This window comes from Paraglaciecola sp. L3A3 (assembly GCF_009796765.1).
Lineage (GTDB): Bacteria > Pseudomonadota > Gammaproteobacteria > Enterobacterales > Alteromonadaceae > Paraglaciecola.
Genome location: NZ_CP047023.1, coordinates 2,941,833 through 2,963,376, shown reverse-complemented (window position 1 = coordinate 2,963,376; position 21,544 = coordinate 2,941,833). Strand labels below are relative to the sequence as shown.

Here is a 21,544-nt window from a genome sequence, read left to right as displayed (position 1 = left end):
AACATGCACCATGTTTGTTGTACAAACTGCTAGTGATTATTGTTTAGCAGCATTGGCTTTTTCAGTTAAATTGGCAGCAAAGTCCATGATATGGAAAATCATGCTTTGTTCTTGTGTACCATTCACTAAAAACGCTGCTGGACCAGAAGCAAATACACCTACGTCTTCCCCTGAGTGAGACTCAGAACCCATTGGGATTAACGCTTCTTGGTGGAACCCAGCTGTAGTGGTATCGACACTTGTTAGGTCTTTTCTACCTGCATCTATAGCTGTGCTATAGGCTACGTCTGCATCGGTTTCTGTGCCTAAGTCACGGAAACCTAATCCATTGGTATAACCTAGCGTGGTGTATGGTGTGCCATCGGCTGCAGTAGCAGGCTCGGTTGCTCCAACATTGACCACTTTACCTAATATAGGGTTACCGCGTTTTGGATAACCGGCTATGGTAAATACATGACCGTGATCCGCAGTGACTATGATTAAGGTATCCGACATATCAGTCATTGCTACCGCTTTAGCAACAGCATTAGAAAGTTCTATAGTGTCGGTTAAAGCACCATAGGCGCTGCCTGCATGGTGAGCATGATCTATTCGACCTGATTCAACCATTAAGAAGAAACCTTCAGCATTGTTATCTAGAATACCGATAGCTTTTTCTGTCATTTCACTCAGTGACGGTTCACCGGCAACATCGTTTGCACGATCTGCTTCATATTGCATGTGTGATTCATTAAATAAACCTAGCACTTGGGTGGTATTTTCTGTGTCTATGGCATCAAAACCAGTTTGATCCATCACATAAGTGCCAGTGGTGTATTTTGCTTGCCATTCTGCAGTTAAGTCTCGACCGTCAGTACGATCACCTTCAACAGGGCTGTGAGCATCTGTGCTGTTAAATGCTACGTCTTTAGGTAAAAAGTGACGACGTCCACCGCCAAATACCACTTCCATGCCGTCAACATCGATTCCGCCAACAGTAGTTTCAAGGTTTGTTTCAAAATTCACTAGTTGATCGGCAATGTCTTTACAACCAGCTGTCACGGCCGCTTCAGGCATATCAGAAATATCTTCCCAGTTTCTATCCGCTGATTTGGCATAAGTCGCCGCTGGTGTAGCGTGAGTGATGCGTGCTGTAGAGATGATACCTGTTGATTTACCGGCTATTTCAGCAAGTTCCACTGCAGTTAATAACTCGTTTCCTGCCACTGTTGAGCAATCACCACGTTCAATATCTGCATCAACACCAATTACACCTACGTCTGTTTTCACACCACTGATCATGGCTGTCATGGTACCTGCAGAGTCAGGGGTTTGAGCATCGACGTTATAGGTTTTAGCTAATCCAGCAAAAGGGAATTTATCAAAACTAAGCTGATTTTCTTCACCTAATTTACCTTCTAATTGGCCTTCAAGAATACGTGATGCAGTAATGGTAGAAACACCCATACCGTCGCCAACGAATATAATAACGTTTTTAGCTTTACCTTTAAGATCCGTTAAAGTTTTAGCTTTAGTAGATTTGCTATTGGTACTTTGAGTAGCGACAGTCACACCTGTGGTATTCAACCAAAGTTGTTTTGCTTGGTTCACTTCTTGTTCAGCTTCAATATACCAGTCATTATTTAAACTGGTAAGGAGTTCACTTGAAGCTACATTAGTGTTGCCAGCAGTACAGACATACTCAGAGGCAGTGACTTCTGTGTCATCCAAGACACCACTGTTATCAATGTCTAAACCAGAGTTAATTTGTACACCACTGTTTGGACAATTTGTGTCACCTATAGGTAAGTTAATTTGTGCAATTAAACTATTGAAGCCATTCGAACCATCAGTTCCATTGGTACCGTCGGTTCCATTAGTTCCATCAGTTCCATCAGTACCATTGGTTCCATTAGTACCGTTTGTTCCATCTATTCCGGGAGATCCAGTTGCACCTTTAGCTCCATCATCACCATCTGATATACAGCCAGAAAGACCTAAAATTGCGATAGCTATCGCACTTAATCGTAAAATTTTCATGTCTAACTCCTGACTATTGTTTAATTAGATCTAATGATTGATTGATAAGGTGGAACACGACACTTTGTTCGATCACCCCTTGAGCTAATTGTGCTCCTGGACCTTGAGCATGTAGGCTAATATCTTCACCTGAGTGAGTTTCAGAGCTTAATGGAATAAGGGTTTCTTGGTGAAATCCAGCTGTTGTGGTGTCCACGTTAGTTAAATCTTGACGACCTGCTGTAATGTCATATCCATATGTGGCATCTGCGTCAGTTTCTGTTCCTAAGTCTCTAAAACCTAGGCCATTGGTATAACCTAATGTGGTATAAGGCATGCCATCAGAAGCGGTAGCAGGCTCGGTTGCCCCTACATTAACCACTTTACCTAGAATTGGGTTACCACGTTTAGGATAGCCAGCTATGGTAAATACGTGACCGTGGTCAGCTGTGACTATGATTAATGTTTCTTCATCGTTAGTCAGTGAATTTGCCATTTCAACCGCTTTAGCAAACTCGATGGTTTCGGTTAACGCGCCGTAAGCACTGCCTGCATGGTGAGCGTGATCAATACGACCCGATTCAACCATAAGAAAGAAACCTTTTTCGTTGTTATCTAGTTTTTGAATGGCTTTGGCGGTCATTTCACTTAGTGAAGGTTCACCTGCGATATCGTTGGCACGATCTGCTTCATATTGCATATGAGATTCATTGAATAGTGCGAATAATTTGTTACCTGTTTCAGGATCAAAACTATCAAATCCAGTTTGATCCACAACATAAGATCCTGTTGGATATTGGCTTTGCCACTCTGCGGTTAAGTCTCTTGCATCTGTGCGATCTCCTTCGATGTCACTTACCGCATCTGCGCTATTGAACGCTGCATCTTTCGGTAAGAAGTGACGGCGGCCACCGCCCATCAACACATCGATACCATCAACATCTACACCAGAATAACGAGACTCGACTATAGATTCAAAATTGACTAGTTGTGAAGCAATATCAACACAGCCAGCTGTAACAGCTGCTTCAGGCATATCTGATACATCTTCCCAGTTACGGTCAGCCGATTTTGCATAAGTGGCAGCAGGAGTGGCATGAGTAATGCGAGCTGTAGATATGATACCTGTAGAAAGACCTTTTATTTCTGCTAATTCTAAAGCGGTAACTACTTCATTACCTTCTACTGTTGAGCAATCACCGCGCTCAATATTTTCGTTAACACCTATGACACCTACATCTGTTTTAATGCCACTCATCATCGCCGTCATAGTACCGGCAGAATCTGGTGTTTGTGCATCCACATTATAGGTTTTGACCAAAGCTGTATGAGGGAAGCTTTCGAAACTCAGGTATCCTTCTTCACCTGGGTTACCTTGCATTTGTCCATTCAATATACGAGCAGCTGTTAATGTTGACACACCCATACCGTCGCCTACAAATAAAATGACGTTTTTAGCTTTAAAGTTGTTATTAACTGCTAATTTAGCAGCAATGTTTGCTTGAGCATCGGTGTACCAGTCATTCGTGGATTGATGTTCAGGTACGACTTGAGCGTTCAAGCCAGAAGATACCGCCAATGCGATTGCACATGACGTAGCAGTCCAGGTCTTTCTCATCTTGTAGTTATCCTATTAAAGTAGTGTTTGACGTGCATAACTAAGCTCAGCTTTAAACTAGGTTTAGGTATATGACGGCGAATAGAATAAGGTCGAATTATGAATAACTAACGACAAATTAATGACATTATAAAGTCAGTATTATGTAATTTTTGTGAAATATTATGTTATATTATAACGTTGCTAGGTCTGGCTGTTTCGTAGCGATACGGGCAGTTTTATTGAGGAAATTACTACAGTATGTAGAAGGTATTTCGAGTAATAGATACTGGGTTTAAAACGCTAATGTAGTTAAATTCACACCAGCACTAGACACCTTTAAAATACTGCCTTGATCATACCAGTCGCCCAGTACTATCCGCTGCGCGGTTTGGCCGTCTATAACTAAATCATGAATCGCAGGTCTGTGCGTGTGGCCGTGGATCAATCTTTTGACTTGATGTTGTTGCATGCTCAATACAACATCTTCAGGGGTAACATCCATGATTTCTGAGGTAAGATTTTTGTGATTTTTTTGACTGGTTTCTCGCCCTTTTTTAGCTAATTTTCGTCTGGTGTTTAATGGCAGGCTTAGCATTAATTTAGGCCACCACCAGCCGCGGGCTTTTTTACGAAATTTTTGATATGCCACATCTTTGGTGCAGAGTTCATCGCCATGCATCAGTAAGGTAGGTTCCCCATATAAATCCACTACGACTTGTTCTGGCAATAGTGTCATGCCGGCTAATTTGGCAAATTTATCTCGCACTAAAAAGTCTCGATTACCATGAATAAAATATATCGGAACACCTTGATTTTTAAGCCTGTTAAATGCGTTGGCAATAGATAAGGTAAATTCATTTAAATCATCATCACCTATCCACATTTCAAATAAATCACCTAATACATATAAAGCTTCTGCTTGCGGCGCTTGCTCACGCATAAAGGTAAACAAACATTGATTAATGTCGTCTCTTTCGGCAGATAAATGTAAGTCAGAAATGAAATAAGTAAATGGAGTCATGGGATCAGATTTATAAGAAAACTAAAACAAAAAGCGCTTACTGTAATCAGTAAGCGCAACAAGTGAAACTAGTCAATTATTTCAGCTTTTTGGATTACTACATCTTCTGCAGGTACGTCCTGGTGATAACCAGAATTACCTGTTTGGACGGCTTTTATTTTATTCACTACTTCCATGCCATCAGACACTTCAGCAAATACACAATAACCCCAACCATCAGTGCTCTCACTGCGGAAGTTTAAGAAGCTATTATCACCTACGTTGATGAAAAACTGCGCTGTAGCTGAATGAGGTTCATTGGTGCGAGCCATAGCAACTGTGCCAATATTATTGGCTAGACCATTATTAGCCTCATTTTGGATCATTGCTTTAGTTTCTTTTTGTTCCATACCAGGTTCAAATCCACCACCTTGGATCATGAATCCATCGATGACTCGATGAAAAATGGTATTGTCGTAAAAACCTTCTTTTACATACTCTAGGAAATTGGCGACTGTGGTAGGCGCTTTATCGGCAAAAAGTGTTAGTGTGATAACACCATAGTTTGTATGGATCTTAACCATTTAGCATGTCCTCGGTTTACAATATGCTTCATAAAGCGGGCATTCTAGCGTAAACCTCTGCTATTTTTAAAGCTTTTACTGGAATTCACTAATGCAGCTTATTGTTCTCGATGGTAGAATCCCGTTTTTTATGACACCAAACGACTTACTTTAATTAATAGGATTTAAAATAAATGCTGCATATATACAACACCTTAACTCGCCAGAAAGAGCAGTTTAAACCGTTACAAGCCGGTAAGGTGGGCTTATATGTGTGTGGTATTACGGTTTATGATTTGTGTCATGTTGGTCATGCTAGAACCTATTTAAGTTTTGATTTGATGGTACGTTATATGCGTTCTCGTGGCTTAGAGGTAAATTATGTACGCAACATCACAGATGTTGACGACAAAATTATTGCCAGAGCCAATGAGCGTGGGTTAACCCCAGACCAAGTGACAGAACAAACCATTAGTGAAATGCATAAAGATTTTGCGGCTATTGGTTTGATCGAACCAGATATTGAACCCAGAGTGACTACCCATATCCCTGAAATTATCGATGTTATTCAGCGTTTAGTGGATAAAGGATATGCCTATCAAGCCGAAAGTGGCGATGTGTTATTTGAAGTAAACAGTTTCGAAGACTATGGAAAATTAAGCCGTCAAGATCTTGAACAACTCAATGCCGGTTCACGAGTTGAAATAGTCACCGATAAACGTGATCCCATGGATTTTGTGTTGTGGAAGTCAGTGAAACCGGGTGAACCTTTTTGGCCGTCGCCTTGGGGTAATGGTCGTCCAGGTTGGCATATTGAATGTTCTGCTATGAACCATAAACATCTAGGTGAACATTTTGATATTCATGGTGGCGGTTCTGATTTGATTTTTCCACACCATGAAAACGAAGTCGCTCAGTCATGCTGTGCTTTTGATACACCCTATGTGAATTATTGGATGCACACAGGTATGGTACAAGTTAACCAAGAGAAAATGTCGAAGTCTTTGGGTAATTTTTTCACCTTACGTGATGTATTAGAAATATATGACGCTGAAACCGTTCGTTTCTTTTTAATGTCAGCCCAGTACCGCAGTCAACTTAATTATTCAGATAGTTATATTCAACAAGCACGTACTTCCTTAGAGCGTTTATATACGGCTTTACGAGATGTGACGCCAAATAAAAATGTAGATATGAGCTTAGGTGGTTATCAAGCGCGTTTTAATCAAGCTATGGATGATGACTTTAATACTCCTGAAGCCTTTGCTGTATTGTTTGATTTGGCCAAAGAAGTGAACAAGGCCGATGGCCAACAAGCCGCAGACTTAGCCGGAGTGATGGTCAACCTAGCGGATATATTAGGTATTTTACAACAAAACCCTGACGACTTTTTACAAGGCACATCTGGCGGTGAAACTGATGATGTTGCTGAAATCGAAGCCTTAATTAAAGCTCGTAATGATGCGCGCGCCAATAAAGATTGGGCAGCAGCCGATGCCGCTCGTGATGCACTTAATGCGTTGAATATTGTGTTAGAAGATAATGCAGGTAAAACAACATGGAGAAGAGGGTAGTTTTTAGTTGAGCTATGCTCTTGGTATGTGCTGCGCAAACTTATGCGCTTCGCTTATTACCGCATCGCTTCGCTTATAAAGCATGTGCTTCGCGCAGGGAGTATGGCTTCGCCACCAAAGCATTCACTTCGTTCACCGCAATCCATTGCGTTTTTGATACGGCGTCCCTGCCGCACCAGTTACTCTTTTTCAACAGCAAAAAAGAGTAACCAGAAAACGCCGCGCTCCAGCAAAGCTCTGTTCCTATTTTTTATAAACTCAATAGGCCGTGCTGATTTGTTCCCGACAAAACACCACTCAATTGGCTATCCATGCCAATTGTCCTATTGAGTTTGTAATAAAAAATAGCGAGCTTTGAGTCGCGACAAAATCAAGAGCATGTGCTTCGCACACAAGGCATGGCTACGCCACTTAAAAACTTCGGCTTGGCCGTCATTCCGGCGCGATTATAGGCCGGAATCCATTCTTTTGATTTTTAGTTCCGCATATTCGCAAGATCAAAGTGTTTACCCATATTTAGTTGAGAATTAGTTTTTGGACGGTGAAAAAATTTAAACTATACAGTTACTTAGAAAGTATGCTAAAAATAGAGAAAATAAATACGCAGTGTGTCCCCGTTTTTAAACATGGGATAAGCGGGCTGATGAAACTGTTAGGGCTATAAAACTCATGACTCTCACAAATGAGCAGATTTGTAAAAAGTGTGGTAACTCATTTCCTTTAACACGTGACAACTTCGGTCAAATAAAACAAAAATCAGGAAATGTAACATGGCGGCATGTATGTCGTGCCTGTATGCGTGAGCATACAGCAAAGCATTATGCGAGCAGTCCCGAAAAAGCCGCTCAGAGGGTTGCTAAAAGACAGGCATTAAATCAACAAGCGAAAGGCAACTATACCGAAGTTGACCTGAATAAAATAAGAAAAGAACTGGATAATAAATGCAGATACTGCAGGGCAGAACTTAAAGGCAGTTGTGAGGTTGATCATATGACACCAATTGCACGTGGAGGCACGAACTGGCCTTCCAATATCACACTATCATGCTCACAATGTAACAGAGAGAAACACGATAAAACAGTTGCTCAGTATATACAATGGCGAAAAGACAGAGGCTTACCTGTTTATGAAAAACAGCAACATGCTTCTATGGACACCCAACGTAAAAATTAGCAATATTTTAGTTTTGTTCTAGGCTTTAAAGTATTCATTGAAGCCAAGGATGGTCTGTTATGCCTCAGTCTCGTAAATCTCAAATTTCACTTGTTGATACCCCTTATTACCATTGCGTTTCTCGCTGTGTTCGCCGTTCATTTTTGTGTGGTGAAGATAAGATGACAGGTCAAAATTACGAGCACAGGCGAGGCTGGGTAGAAGAGCGTTTGTTGTTTCTTGGGTCTGTGTTTTCTATAGATATATGTGCTTATGCAGTGATGAGTAACCACACTCATATAGTTCTTTGCGTTGATAAAAAGCAAGCAGACAATTGGTCTATGGGTGAGGTGTTAGAGCGTTGGCACCGGTTATACCAAGGCACACTATTAAGCCAAAAGTACCTTAGAGAGGATAAGCTCACTAAAAGTGAGTTATTTACCTTAAAAGAAACCACTGAAATATATAGACAACGTTTATACGATATCAGTTGGCTAATGCGTAATCTCAATGAATACATAGCCCGTGAGGCTAATAAAGAAGATGGCTGTACCGGCAGATTCTGGGAAGGGCGATTTAAATCCCAAGCACTGTTAGATGAAAGTGCAGTACTCGCTTGTATGGCTTATGTAGATTTAAACCCGATTAGAGCCAAGATGGAAACCACACCAGAAACCTCTAAACACACCAGCATTCAAAATAGAATCAACGCCCTTATCAAAGGGGAGCAACCTAAAAAGCTTATGAAGTTTGTGGGTAACCACAGGCAAAACATGCCCAAAGGTATTGCTTACAGCGTAATAGATTACTGTGAATTAGTAGATTGTACAGGCAGGTGTATTCGAGAAGGCAAAGCAGGCTACATAGAAAACAATCTCAACCCTATTCTAGAGCGTATTGGTATCAATTCAGAGCAGTGGTTAATCCTGACCACAGAGTTTGAACAGCACTTTCATACCGCAGTTGGCAGTGAACAGATGTTACAGCAATTCAAACACCACACCGACCATCAACGAATACGAGGGATGGCAAAGGCAAGAGCCTTACTTCAATCCGCCTAAATATCTAACACATCATTTTATTAAAGTATCCAACAACCTTTGGAGCTTTTTGCTGTTTGAAGTTCAGGGTTAAGTAAGAATTTAAATGTATTACCTGCAGTAACAATTCACACAGCGCCGAATTCATCAAACTAGACCTCAAAAATAAGAAAGTCCTGAAATTTATAACTTGTTGATATAGCCGCAATTGGGTATTTTATTAGCATGAGTGTCTAAGTTAATCAATGTCTAAGTTAGGTATTTTATTAGCATGAGTGTCTAAGTTAATCAATGTCTAAGTTAATCAATGCACAAGCTACTTTTGGGTTTCCCGATCTGATATACAGAGGGGTGATGGATGCGTGTAATAGGATTGGTGCGAGAACCTGTTAATCGGGTAGCCGGAGGTATCTAACCTCCAGCCCCCACAACACCCTGCATGCGGCTCCGCACAGGGCGTTTCACTTAGGATAGTGAAGCGCAATCCATCCATCACGTAACGAATAAAGCCCTTCGGATTTTAAGTAATCAAGCGATAAAGCCTGATTGACCCCCGGAGTTTTAGCACTACGCCATGGCCCCTTGCTGGTAATGCCACAGGCAACTGCGGCTTGAACATGCACACCTAATCTCATTAAACTTCTAACTTTAGTACGTGGCTTTCGCCACTGTCGCCAGTAGGCCATTCGAACTCTGCGCCTGATCCAATGATCCAGATCGACACAGCGCTGGTAACCACTGGCGATACCAAAGTAGTTTATCCAGCCGCGTAAATATTGGCTGATTTTAAAGAGTTGGTAGCGCATGGACACGCCCCAGTTACGGTTCGTTAACCTTCGGACTTGTTGCTTAAATTTCAGCAATGTCTTTGGGTGCCATTGAATGCGACCTGCCTTGAATGTAAATCCAAGGAATTTGCTTTCACTGGTTTTACTGACGTGGCTTTTAGTGGTGTTAACCACCAATTTTAAGCTATGACTCAGGAATCGACTGATGCTACTCAGCACGCGTTTTCCCGCACGAGGGCTGTTCACCAGTATGGTGAAATCATCCGCATAGCGAGCAAATTTGTGGCCTCGTTTCTCAAGCTCTTTGTCCAAAGGGTCGAGCATGATGTTTGCCAATAGCGGCGATAACGGCCCGCCTTGTGGCACACCTTCTCGACTCTCACTATAGAACTGGTTATCCCCCTTTGTTTTGCAGAGAACCCCAGCTCGCAAGTAACGTTTAATCAATTTAAGCAATCGCTTGTCCTTCACTTTATAGCCAAGGTGCGTCATGAGTAAATCATGATTAACGCGGTCAAAGAACTTCGACAGATCAACATCGACTGTAAAACGGCGACCCGTTTTAATGATGCTTTGTACCTGTTTCACCGCTTGTTGCCCATTTCGATTTGGCCTAAACCCAAAACTGTTGTCTGAGAAGGTCGGGTCGAAAATAGGCGTAAGGACTTGAGCAATGGCTTGTTGGATCACGCGGTCGATGATGGTCGGAATTCCCAACTGACGTTTACCGCCATCTGGTTTATCAATTTCCACTCGCCGAACAGGTGCTGGTTGGTATTGACCTGAGCGAAGCTCAGACATAATACGTTTCCAGTTTCCATCCTTTGCCCAAGCGGGGAAGTCATCAATGGTCATCCCATCAATGCCAGCAGCCCCTTTGTTGGCTCGAACCTGTTTCCATGCCGCCAATATATTGGACGGTTGTAGAATAGGTTCAAGTAGATGTGCGCTAAAGGCTGGCTGCTTATCGGTACGCTGAGTCACGTCGCTACCGGACGGCATTCGTGTATTCAAGTCTGACAAGGCTCCTCCTTTGTTCTAAATGTTCAGGCCTTCACCGTGTCCCAACCATTACGATGGGCATTTGGCTACTATGCCGTCTGCTGACTTCTGCTTAATCACAAAACGGCTTACGCCGCTATGCGCTATCGGTGTCATCTATTTGTTCTTTTCAGTTGATGACGCTGAAAAGCCAAGGCACTTATATACCAGAGCCTAACTGGTTAGTTACCGATCGCTTGTTAAGCAGATCTCCCCAGATAAGAGCATGAACTTTCTTTGCACTGCTGCATCATTTACGGTGGCCGTTAGATCACATGGTTTCGTCGTCTTGTGCCAACTCACCTTCAGCCTACGCCTCATATGATGTTCTTGTTCATCAGCTCGCAAATTTGCGTCCGGCTTCCTCCAGACAAATCCTCGCGGATTTGCCCTTGCCATTCACTAGTAGTTAACGTTTAATAACGGTAAGTTATATAAACGGTGACCTTCCTACAGAGGACTTTCACCTCATTAGTTCATGCCCATGCTGGGCGTACACAAGGCCAGGCACAGCGACGGCTTTTCCGTTACGGCTGCGCCTCCACTACAAAGCCGCGCGTGCTGGCGGCGTTAGGTTTTAAAAAGAGGTTATATGCAATTACTTACTAAATTATTTTTAATCGTTATGACAAGCATGATAATTTCATGCGGAGATAACGCGTCTTCAGAGCAAGCAGCTAAAGCTGAGCAAAGTATTAATTTAATTTCGTATAAAGTATTAAATAGATCAGAGATGTCTACTTTTAAAGTTTCATACGATATTGAAGTGCCTTTAGTAAATAATAAATTACCAACTGAGGAGCAATTAGGTGCTATATCTAATCATCTAATATCCAAAGAGGCTACTCATGATAAGTCGTTTGTATTATTTTATTTACCACGAATGAAAATAGGACATGGTGCATATGCCTCGGCTCACCACGCGCCAACAATGCAAGTTAAAGTAATGGATTTCTCTCTCATTGACTACAGTGAATATCATCATTTTATACCTGAAATAGTTAAGGCGCTTAGCAATTAAAACCTAATCGGGTAGCCGGAGGTCTCTAACCTCCAGCCCCCACAACACCCTGCATGCGGCTCCGCACACGACCTCAAGGATGTAGGAGGTAGAGCGAAGCAGGATGCCAGAGCCGAGGGCGTTTCACTCAGGATAGTGAAGCGCAATCCAACCATCACGCAATGAGTAAAGCCCTTCGGATTTTAAGTAATCAAGGGATAAAGCCTGATTGATCCCTGGATATTTAACACTGCGCCATGGCCCTTTACTGGTGATACCACAAGTAACTGCGGCTTGAACATGCACACCTAACCTCATTAAACTTCTGACTTTGGTGCGTGGTCGCCACCACAGGCGTTAATATGCCATTCTAACTCTACGCCTTAAGCAGTGTTGTCAGTTTCTTTGAAATTATAAGGGGAATTGACCAATATATTCATTGTAACGGTTGATATAAAATTTAATTAAATCAGTTGTTTGCTTCTTTTCTTCTGTGAACCGCTTGAATCTTTGTCTTTTTCTATTCCCTATCTCCTAGCTACTGCTTTAATCAACTTAGACAGTCTTATGTTGTTCCTGTCTGCTTTTCTAGTTTTTACTGGGCCAGTAAATATTACTAAGGATAGGTAATTTTTACTGACTAATGATATTAGGATTTTAACATCAAACATTTAAGTTGTTGTTTTTATTATATATTTTTGTTTTCTTGGCTCTGGCCTGCTATTTGCTTTTACAAGTTCATCAATAAATCTGAGTGGTCGTTTAAAAACACTCATTACATAATGGAAACTATCAATGCAAAATAATCACGCCATTTTTGATAAATCTATATTACATACTGTCATTGCCGTTAAACCAGCGGTCTTGCTCACACTCTTGTTGTTGAGTTTTCAAACTGTGGCTAATCAGTTGCCTGATAAAAACAAACAATTAGTGTCAGTTGAATATATGACGGGTTCAAGTGACATGCATGGTATGCGTCTCGCTTATAGACCTGACATTCATCATGATTTAGATATTCCCCTCATTGGTGATACTCGTTTATCTTGGGAGGCTAGTCTTAATCTTTTTGATCTCCATGGTAGTGCCAAAAATGAGGCAACATATGGGGTTTCTCTTTCTCCTGTATTTTCTAAACCTTTACCTAATATAAATAATAATTATCCGCTGACACTTGAATTGGGGATTGGCCTTGCTTATGTACATGAAGAAAAGTTTGGCGGAGTTGATATAGGTAGTTTTTATCAATTTGAAGATCGTTTGGGTTTACTTATAGGTTTAGACAAAGAGCAAAATTCTGAGATTGCGCTGCGCTATATTCACTATTCGAATGGTGGCTTAAATACTAAAAATCCTGGTTTGGACTTTCTAAGTATTGCTTACATGTATCGTTTTTAATTTAACTTAGCATGTTTAATAAAAAGGCCTCAGCCGGTTAAGTTGAACTGGGCTGAGGCAGTCTAAAGCCAACTCAAGGCGGGATAATTACTACTTCACTATGTGATTATCTATGCAATTCTTCATTCTCCGGCATATTGCCTCTCCATAGCACCTTCTATTCCCTAGCTACTGTTGTTACCTATACTGCACTGCACCAAGTGGATTTAACCGAAAAACAAAACTTGAAAAGCAAAAACCAGAAAGTACAAATATTTTGATTGCTTTATGCTTGTTGTTTTACTCGATTATACCCTTGATTTCGAAAACCATTTATTCCATATAAAAATTAGAGGTTAGCTGCATGAGAATTATCGTATCGATAGTATTGATTTTTTTGTTTAACCAAAGTTTATTAGCCAACAACTCCATTAGTTCCCAAGTTGACCGTTTGCATCAATATTCTGGCCATTGGGTCAGTAGTGAGCATGCTGATACCGATAGTGTTGCTGAGTTTCCAGCTATCAAAATGAACAATATTTCAACTATGCATAACCAGTCCATGCAAGTAGAAGTGCTGCAATATCAAAATGGGCGATATATACCCATGTTAACTGAGTTGATTGGCTATGATTCTAAGAGTGACAAAATTATCGCTTTAGGACAAAACCAGCAAGGCATTATTTTTAAAGGGAAAGGGCGTTTTTCGTCGGATACAAAATGGACAATGCAAGATGTGGATATGTTGGGTGATTTTTATTTAGCTGTCGAATTTGATTTCCAAAGCCCTACCAATGTATTGCTTGAAGGGTTTGATGATGCAGGTAAAGGTCTTTGGAAAACCCGTTATATCAAAGCTAATCCACAGGATAAAAACATCGGCATTCAATTGGTTTCTGTGCATCAACAAATGCTTAAAGATCCCGCAGCTACTTTGCGTGAGTTAGGCCGCATGGGCTATAGCTATGTGGAAACCTTTGTTTATGACAAGGGCACTTTTTATGGCATGTCACCAACAGAGTTTCGTCATTTGGTTGAAGCCAATAGTATGCAATTTTTAGGCTCAATGACATTTCACGATCTTCCTGCTGCAGAGGAGTGGCAAAGCGCTTTGCAATGGTGGTCGAACACCATAGATGACCACGTGGCTGCTGGTGTCAAATATTTAACCACTTCTAATAATCAACTGAAGTCGGTAACAACCAAAGCAGAATTAAAACGTTATAGTGATTATTACAATGCTATAGGTAAACTATGCCGTGATAAGGGTATTACCTTCGCTTTTCATAATCATGCTGATGAGTTCGCATTGATTGAAGGCGTGCGTATTTACGATTATTTTTTGCAAAATACCCATCCCGAATACGTTTACTATCAAGCGGATATTTACTGGATGCACGTGGCCGGTGTCAACCCTGTAGATTATTTCAAAAAACACCCCGACAGATTTTTAAGTTGGCACATCAAGGATTATAAAGAATTGGGTGCAAGTGGAAAAATTGATTGGCTGACGTTATTTAATCATCCTGAATTTGCAGTGCCCAAATACATGGTGGCAGAGGTAGAAGATTATTCCTATCCGCCTATGTATAGTGTGCAGTTAGCTTGGGAATACCTATATTATAAGATTTTAGAGTAGATAAAAAAGGACGTAATCAAAAGGGGGGAGAGCCGAGTTGCTCATAACTAGTCTAGCTATTGGCTAATAGCCAGTATCGAAATTCTGTATTTTATCTATTTACGATCGTAGAAATTAACTGCTATAAAAAATAATTTATTTTGAAATTTAATTATCCCTTAAGAAAAATTAGTTAATTTGGCGAAATTACTGATTCAAATATAGGGTATCAAGTGATTTTATCTGTGGTCATTCCTGCTAAAAACGAGAAAGAAAATGTTAAGCCGTTAGTGTATGAGATCGTGGCGGCATTGATGGATGTTATCGCCTTCGAAATTGTTTATGTTGATGACGGCAGCGAAGATGGGACTTATGCAGAATTACTAGCTTTGGTTGATGAAGGTATTACCGAGCTAAAGCCAATTCAACACCAATATTCTGTAGGTCAAAGTGCTGGTATTTATACTGGTGTCTCAAACGCAAAAGGTGATTTAATAGTCACTTTAGATGCTGATGGGCAAAATGATCCTGCTGACATTTCGCAGTTATTATTTGAAGCACAAAAATTGCCTCTAGGAGCAGACTTTTGTATTGCTGGTTATCGCAAAGACCGTAAAGATACTAAGTGGAAGCGCTTTCAGTCAAAAATTGCTAATAGAGTACGCAGTAAATTATTACATGATAATACCCCAGATACTGGCTGTAGCTTAAAAATATTTCCTAGAAAAACCTTTCTGAAATTACCTTACTTTGATCATATGCATCGCTTTTTACCCGCACTGGTAAAACGTCTGAATGGTAAAATAGTGGTGGTTGAAGTGAATCATCGCGACCGACAATTTGGTGTCTCAAAATATAATATGCTTGGCCGTTTAGGGGTTGGTTTAATTGATATGGTAGGTGTCATTTGGTTACAAAGAAGAAACAAATTGGCCGTTATTGTACATCCAGATGACTGATCGTTTGGTTGCTTTAATTACAGCTAAGTGGTTTAAAAAAGCATTGGTTTTATTATTTGCTTGTATCTTAGGCGGCATCTTATTAAGTCAAAATGCTATTTTTGAGTCACTTAATCAAAACTGGATAGATATTCATATTAGAAATAATGGGCTGCAAGGAATTTTGTTATTCGTGGCGATAGGAGCTATTGCTACGGCAGTTGGCAGTCCTCGGCAATTGCTGGCATTTTTAGCAGGTTATGCTTTTGGCTTTGTTAACGGCGCTATTTTGGCAACCTTGGCTGCTGGTATTGGTTGCTTGATTAGTCTGTTTTTTGCACGAATTTTGGCTCGAAATTATGTACAACGACGATTCCCTGAAAATATAGCGGGGATTGATCGTTTTTTAAAGATTAAACCCTTCACCAAAACAATTGTGATTAGGTTACTGCCGATAGGAAATAACCTGGTGACTAATCTAGCAGCCGGTGTGACAAGTGTCAGAGCCACGCCTTTTTTGCTTGGCTCTGTGCTGGGTTATTTACCACAAATGGCTATTTTTGCCTTAATGGGCAAGGGCGTGATTATTATGTCTATTTGGAAAATAGTACTCAGTGTGGCACTTTTTGTTATTTCTAGTTTGCTTAGTATTAGGCTTTATAAACAATATAAAGCGGAAAATTTATTGGATAAAGAACAAACAGAACAACAAAATCAAGCGAGAAATAAGGATATTGTCATTGCAACCAAATAACAAATTGTCTGTATATTTTCATTCGATATCTACTGACCACAACCAAGCATTGAGCTGGTTGTTTTTTATTTCAGCTTCGCTCATTTTTATTGGTTTGGGATTAAGAGATCCTTGGCCAGCTGACGAGCCTAGATTTGCTTTAATTGCTAAAGAAATGGTTGCTACTGGACAGTGGTTTTTCCCTGCTAGGGCGCAAGAGCTATATCCAGACAAACCCCCCATTTTTATGTGGTCTATTGCCGTATTTTACTGGTTGTTTGGCTCTATTAAGTTTACATTTTTATTGCCCAGCGCATTAAGTGGCCTATTAACTACTTATCTAGTCTACGATATTGGCCGCAAACTTTGGTCGGTAAAAACGGGTTTTATTGCCGCTCTACTGCTTATTTTTAGTTTGCAATTCATGTTACAGGCAAAAACAGCGCAAATAGATGCGATGGTTTGCGCTTGGATTACCCTAGGTTGTTATGGTTTTTTAAGGTTTATGCTTTATGACGGCAAGTGGCTCTGGTGTTTCATTGCTTGGTTTTTTATGGGGATAGGCGTGATAACCAAAGGTGTCGGTTTTTTGCCTATATTAATGCTTATTCCTTACATAACATGGCAATGGTTTGTTAGAAAAGAAAACCTAACTGTAAAAGTCTCCAATAAATGGCGATGGGCCCTCGGACCCTTTATTATGTTATTTGCTATCGCACTCTGGTTTGTGCCGATGTTATGGCTGGTAGATCAGAGTCATAACCCTTTCTATGAAGTTTATCGTGATAATATTTTATTCAAACAGACAGTCACGCGTTATGCTAATTCTTGGCACCATATTAAACCTTTCTGGTATTACATCACCTCGGTTATTCCTATATTTTGGTTGCCCTTAAGTTTAGCGCTGCCATGGTTAATCAAACCTTGGTGGAAGGCAATTAAACAAGCAGATGGTAGGATTATTTTACCCTTAGGCTGGGTTATATTAGTGATACTGTTCTTTAGCATTAGCTCGGGAAAACGCGGCGTATATCTGTTACCAGCTCTGCCTATGTTAGCCTTGATTACAGCGCCTTATTTATCGAGTTTAATTAAAAGTAAAGGTTTGAATTGGCTAATTTGGTCGTTAGTGACCCTTATTTCTGTGTTGCTCGTAGTGCTTGCAATTGCGGGAATAGCCGAGCTAAATTTTGCCACAAAACTAAGTCAAAAATATAACATTGAGCCATGGTTCTTTTTGTTGTCAATTGGAGCACTAGGAACGCTTAATAGCGTGACACATTACAAATACCAAAAGTGGCAAACATGGCCATATTTTATCGCTATTCTTTGGATTTTATATAGTACTTGGGGCTATAGATTGCTCAATGAACCGAAGACGCCTCATAATATATATCAACAGATAAGTCAGCTGGTGGATACAAAGGCTGAAATTGCTTTGGTTGATTTCTCTGAACAATTTATCTTGTTTTCTCCTTATCGAATGACCCATTTTGGTTATCATACAGAAAATCATCGACAATTAGTTTCAGCTTGGAATTGGCAAAAGCTTCAGCCTAATAGGCATGTGTTAATGAACTATGAGTTGATAGACGACTGTTATAACAAAGAGAAAGCCATTCATCTTGGCTTTGCCCATAGAGTAGGCTGGGTGTTATTAGGCAATGATAGTCGTTTAAAACAATGTAATAAACCTGTGGAGCTCCTCAAAGCATACCGATATGGCTATTAAACTTACAGTGCTTGAAATCTAGTTTTTAAATAGGCAAATTAAGGGGGCTAATTTTCGCTTATGATTAAGTGTAAACACAAAACATGAGAATTTGGGATATACATCCAGGATATTTGAGTCAGTCTAGATTGCTTGAAGAGTGCAGGGATCTTGATGCTGTTGTGGCTAGATTACATGGCAATAACGAACACGATAGTCAAGATCCTGAAGTATTACGTTGGACCGACTACGGTTGGGCTATTAAGCACCGTCAAAAAAAACTAGTGTGTGAAATGGCTCTTCGGGGGGATGAAAACACCTCTGTTATTAATACCCAATCTAATACACAAAATTTCGAAATATGGCCATCTGTTTATATTGATAAGCCTGATGTTCAAATAGCTTTGTTAAAAGAGCACTACATAAACAAGGAAACTGGTCGTATAGTGCTGCCTAACAATGGGCAGGTTTTATGGAGTCAGCATAAATATTCGATACTGGCTCGAGATCCTAATCGCTATAAAATGTTTGGTAAAATGGTAGCAACTCAGTCTGTTAGTTTTGAAACCTTAGCGTTGGAGCTGGTTGATTTATTAAGAGTGCCACCTAGTGAAGGGGGGATTCGCAATGCTTTACAACATATGTGGGGCCATGTTTCAGATGTATCTGAGCAGCAAGGTTGCATTGATAAGTGGTCTTTGCAGAAGCTGTTATTGTGTATTCAGGAAAATGTTAAAAAGTCGAATGAGCCGTATCTGACAAATTCTACTGCGTTAAGTGATTTAATGGTTTGGTTATAATATCGGGGACAGAGCAAGACTAATATTAATCATGCTCTGACCTGCTAGTGCCGTTAGATATTACAGCTAATTTTTAGTTAATAAAAACTCATGTTCTGGATCAACGATTAATTTACCGGACATGGCTTCTCGACCAAGTAACATAAGGTATTTCATACCCGAACGGTCGGTAAGGGTAAGCTGAATTCGCCACTGCATTTCTGCAATTAAAATATCCGTTTCAATCACATATCTACTTTCCATTGTGCCGTTTGAGCTTTTCACTTTTCTGACACTTTTTACTTTTGCTTCCCGTTTAACGACTTGATGAACATCATGAGCATCAGGATGAATATCAAAACTGATCCAATTTTGTTTGCCTTTAGTAAAGTCATTTATATTGTCAACGTGCAATGATGAAGTAGTCGCTCCAGTATCAACACGGGCTTCGAGTCCAGATAATTCCAAGTCAGGTAAGTCACACAACTCAAGTGCGCCTACCAGATGTTTATTGTTATTTTTTGACATGATTTTTAATACACTATTGATGGTTCATCTAATACTAGGTTGTCTTGCAACAACCCCAAGTTTTCTGCTACCGAATCAGGTTTTCTAAAGTATGCTACGTGGTACATGGCTTCGCCTTCTTGGGTAAGAGGTATGTTTTGTTTACCAATAATAACTCCTTCTTCTGGGCTGAATACTTTATTTAGTTCTGTGCCATAGGGGTCGGCAATCACTGCTAATACATCCCCTTTGCTCACATGATCGCCAAGTTGTGCTACATGGGATACAAAACCGCTTTCGCTAGCTCGTACCCAACCACTTTGCCTGGCAATAAATTGGGTTATTTTATGTCCTTGGCGTTTGCGGTTGGATAACATGCCAATTTCTCGCATGACATTGATAATGCCTTTTACCCCGGCACGAATTGAATATTCGTCATACCTTAGCGCTTCACCAGCTTCATACAGTAATACCTTAGTATTCATTGCCGCGGCAGCTTCTCTTAATGAGCCAGGCCTGATATCGGCATTAAGTAAAACAGGTAAACCAAAAGCTTTTGCTAAATGTAAGGTTTCTTCATCATCAAGGTTCGCTCTTACTTGCGGCAAGTTACTGCGGTGAATTGCCCCAGTGTGTAAATCAATTCCGTAATTACATTTAGACACGATTTCATTAATAAACAAATGAGCGAGCCTGCCAGCTAGAGAGCCTTTTTTGGTACCTGGAAAACTCCGGTTCAAGTCTCGTCTATCAGGTAAATATCGACTTTGGTTGAGCACTCCATAGGTATTCACAATAGGCACAGCGATAAGTGTGCCTTTTAATGATTTAATGGATTTACTCTTTAGCAATCGATTAATAATTTCAATGCCATTAAGTTCGTCGCCATGAATAGCAGCACTGACAAAAATTGTCGGGCCGTCTCTTCTGCCTCTTTGCACATAAACAGGCATAGACATATGCGTGTCTGTGTAAAGTGGCGGCATTGGCAGTTCAATTTTTTTGCTTTCGCCAGCATTAATGCTGATCCCACCAATAACCATAGGTTCCATTAGCCTTTACCCTTCGTTTTATTGCTAAAAGGTTTAGCATTTTTGACAATACATTCAATGATCATAGTCGCTACATCCTTACCTGTGGCATTTTCAATGCCCTCTAAACCCGGTGATGAATTGACTTCCATCACCACTGGACCAGAATTAGCACGTAAAATATCTACACCACACATATTTAAGCCCATCGTTTTTGCTGCGTCGACAGCTGTTTTTCGTTCTGCTGGTGAAAGCCTAACCACACTTGCTGACCCTCCGCGATGTAAGTTTGATCTAAATTCACCTGCTGCTGCTTGTCTCTTCATTGCTGCAATGACTTTACCATCAACTACTAAGCAGCGGATATCTGCTCCGCCTGCTTCTTTAATATACTCTTGTACTAGAATGTTAGCTTCTAGTCCCATAAAGGCTTCGATAATCGCCTCGGCAGTTTTTTGTGTATCGGCTAATACTACGCCAATCCCTTGGGTTCCTTCTAATAATTTGATAACAACGGGCGCGCCGCCGACATTTTTGATTAAATCTTCAATATTATCTGGATGATTAGCAAAGCCAGTTCGCGGCATGCCTATACCTTTACGAGACAATAATTGTAAGGAACGTAACTTATCCCTAGAGCGGCTAATAGCGACTGATTCATTGATACTGTATGTACCCATCATTTCAAACTGTCTGACCACAGAGGTTCCATAAAAAGTGACAGAAGCACCTATACGAGGAATAACCGCATCATAGTGAGGTAAAGGTTTTCCCTTGTAACGAACTGAGGGGCGACTGCTAGTGATGTCCATGTAACAATGCATAGTGTCGATAACATCTACTTGATGGCCTAATTCGGTACCCGCTTCAACAAGGCGTTTAGTTGAGTAAAGTCGGGGATTACGTGACAAAATTGCAATGCGCATTTTTACTGTCCAATATTTAAATTTAGCGCATAGTAAATGCTCTTTATTACTTGGGTCTATAACTATTTTCAGTTTATTTTTTTGCAGATTTTTTCTCTACTAAATATCTATGGATAAACTTCGTTTATCTTTAACTATTCTTGTATAATCTACATTTTTTGGGGGAAA

General features: G+C 40.4%; 18 protein-coding genes and 1 pseudogene. 10 read left to right on the top strand and 9 right to left on the bottom strand.

Annotation, left to right across the window (positions count from 1 at the left end):
- Nucleotides 1-36 precede the first annotated feature (36 nt).
- The 4 genes from GQR87_RS12385 to GQR87_RS12370 form a co-directional block, all read right to left on the bottom strand.
- Entirely contained in the window at nucleotides 37-2,019 is a 1,983-nt protein-coding gene (locus GQR87_RS12385; protein ID WP_158969734.1) for an alkaline phosphatase, read from the bottom strand.
- Between the two features lie 13 nt (nucleotides 2,020-2,032).
- Nucleotides 2,033-3,616 (bottom strand): alkaline phosphatase, encoded by a 1,584-nt coding sequence (locus GQR87_RS12380; RefSeq protein WP_158969732.1) that lies wholly within the window; start codon nucleotides 3,614-3,616, stop codon nucleotides 2,033-2,035.
- 274 nt (nucleotides 3,617-3,890) lie between these two features.
- On the bottom strand, nucleotides 3,891-4,619 hold the full coding sequence (lpxH, locus tag GQR87_RS12375; protein WP_158969730.1) for a UDP-2,3-diacylglucosamine diphosphatase: 729 nt from the start codon (nucleotides 4,617-4,619) through the stop codon (nucleotides 3,891-3,893).
- A 68-nt stretch (nucleotides 4,620-4,687) separates the two neighbouring features.
- Nucleotides 4,688-5,182, bottom strand: coding sequence for a peptidylprolyl isomerase (locus GQR87_RS12370; protein WP_158969728.1), 495 nt, complete (start codon nucleotides 5,180-5,182; stop codon nucleotides 4,688-4,690).
- Between the two features lie 173 nt (nucleotides 5,183-5,355).
- Between GQR87_RS12370 and cysS the strand changes: the two genes are divergently transcribed.
- The 3 genes from cysS to GQR87_RS12355 all read left to right on the top strand — a co-directional run bounded on the left by cysS (nucleotide 5,356) and on the right by GQR87_RS12355 (nucleotide 8,948).
- Nucleotides 5,356-6,735, top strand: coding sequence for a cysteine--tRNA ligase (gene cysS / locus GQR87_RS12365; RefSeq protein WP_158969726.1), 1,380 nt, complete (start codon nucleotides 5,356-5,358; stop codon nucleotides 6,733-6,735).
- 669 nt (nucleotides 6,736-7,404) lie between these two features.
- Entirely contained in the window at nucleotides 7,405-7,908 is a 504-nt protein-coding gene (locus GQR87_RS12360; RefSeq protein WP_158969724.1) for an HNH endonuclease, read from the top strand.
- Nucleotides 7,909-7,967: 59 nt separating this feature from the next.
- Nucleotides 7,968-8,948: a transposase gene (locus GQR87_RS12355; RefSeq protein ID WP_158969722.1), complete on the top strand. Its 981-nt coding sequence runs from the start codon at nucleotides 7,968-7,970 to the stop codon at nucleotides 8,946-8,948.
- A 440-nt stretch (nucleotides 8,949-9,388) separates the two neighbouring features.
- On the opposite strand, the gene ltrA is transcribed toward GQR87_RS12355, so the two are convergent.
- Nucleotides 9,389-10,738: a group II intron reverse transcriptase/maturase gene (gene ltrA, locus GQR87_RS12350; protein ID WP_158969720.1), complete on the bottom strand. Its 1,350-nt coding sequence runs from the start codon at nucleotides 10,736-10,738 to the stop codon at nucleotides 9,389-9,391.
- Nucleotides 10,739-11,348: 610 nt separating this feature from the next.
- On the opposite strand from ltrA, the gene GQR87_RS12345 reads away from it, so the two are divergent.
- Nucleotides 11,349-11,777, top strand: coding sequence for a hypothetical protein (locus GQR87_RS12345; RefSeq protein ID WP_158969718.1), 429 nt, complete (start codon nucleotides 11,349-11,351; stop codon nucleotides 11,775-11,777).
- Nucleotides 11,778-11,900: 123 nt separating this feature from the next.
- Here GQR87_RS12345 and GQR87_RS22175 read toward each other — a convergent pair.
- A pseudogene (locus GQR87_RS22175) lies at nucleotides 11,901-12,149 on the bottom strand (group II intron reverse transcriptase/maturase); the annotation flags it as partial.
- Between the two features lie 402 nt (nucleotides 12,150-12,551).
- On the opposite strand from GQR87_RS22175, the gene GQR87_RS12340 reads away from it, so the two are divergent.
- The 6 genes from GQR87_RS12340 (at nucleotide 12,552) to GQR87_RS12315 (ending at nucleotide 18,933) form a co-directional block, all read left to right on the top strand.
- A complete protein-coding gene (locus tag GQR87_RS12340; RefSeq protein ID WP_158969716.1) occupies nucleotides 12,552-13,154 on the top strand; it encodes an acyloxyacyl hydrolase in 603 nt (200 codons plus the stop codon).
- Between the two features lie 343 nt (nucleotides 13,155-13,497).
- Nucleotides 13,498-14,772: a sugar phosphate isomerase/epimerase gene (locus GQR87_RS12335; RefSeq protein WP_158969714.1), complete on the top strand. Its 1,275-nt coding sequence runs from the start codon at nucleotides 13,498-13,500 to the stop codon at nucleotides 14,770-14,772.
- A 212-nt stretch (nucleotides 14,773-14,984) separates the two neighbouring features.
- Nucleotides 14,985-15,710, top strand: a complete 726-nt coding sequence (locus GQR87_RS12330) for a glycosyltransferase family 2 protein (protein WP_158969712.1) — start codon at nucleotides 14,985-14,987, stop codon at nucleotides 15,708-15,710.
- The gene (locus GQR87_RS12325) at nucleotides 15,703-16,443 is read left to right on the top strand and encodes a TVP38/TMEM64 family protein (protein WP_158969710.1); all 741 of its coding nucleotides are present in this window, start codon (nucleotides 15,703-15,705) and stop codon (nucleotides 16,441-16,443) included. Before GQR87_RS12330 ends, GQR87_RS12325 begins: the two co-directional genes overlap by 8 nt.
- On the top strand, nucleotides 16,430-18,154 hold the full coding sequence (locus tag GQR87_RS12320; protein ID WP_158969708.1) for a glycosyltransferase family 39 protein: 1,725 nt from the start codon (nucleotides 16,430-16,432) through the stop codon (nucleotides 18,152-18,154). Before GQR87_RS12325 ends, GQR87_RS12320 begins: the two co-directional genes overlap by 14 nt.
- 83 nt (nucleotides 18,155-18,237) lie before the next feature.
- Entirely contained in the window at nucleotides 18,238-18,933 is a 696-nt protein-coding gene (locus GQR87_RS12315; RefSeq protein ID WP_158969706.1) for a DUF1722 domain-containing protein, read from the top strand.
- A 66-nt stretch (nucleotides 18,934-18,999) separates the two neighbouring features.
- Here the strand turns inward: GQR87_RS12315 and GQR87_RS12310 are convergent, their stop codons facing one another.
- The 3 genes from GQR87_RS12310 to rimK are packed head-to-tail and all read right to left on the bottom strand — an operon-like array spanning nucleotide 19,000 to nucleotide 21,376.
- Nucleotides 19,000-19,440: a RimK/LysX family protein gene (locus GQR87_RS12310; protein WP_158969704.1), complete on the bottom strand. Its 441-nt coding sequence runs from the start codon at nucleotides 19,438-19,440 to the stop codon at nucleotides 19,000-19,002.
- 5 nt (nucleotides 19,441-19,445) lie between these two features.
- Entirely contained in the window at nucleotides 19,446-20,471 is a 1,026-nt protein-coding gene (locus tag GQR87_RS12305) for a succinylglutamate desuccinylase/aspartoacylase family protein (protein ID WP_158969702.1), read from the bottom strand.
- Nucleotides 20,471-21,376 carry a 30S ribosomal protein S6--L-glutamate ligase gene (gene rimK / locus GQR87_RS12300; RefSeq protein WP_158969700.1) on the bottom strand — a complete coding sequence of 302 codons (906 nt, stop codon included), beginning with the start codon at nucleotides 21,374-21,376 and terminating at the stop codon, nucleotides 20,471-20,473. The genes GQR87_RS12305 and rimK overlap by 1 nt, the downstream gene beginning before the upstream one ends.
- Between the last annotated feature and the right edge of the window lie 168 nt (nucleotides 21,377-21,544).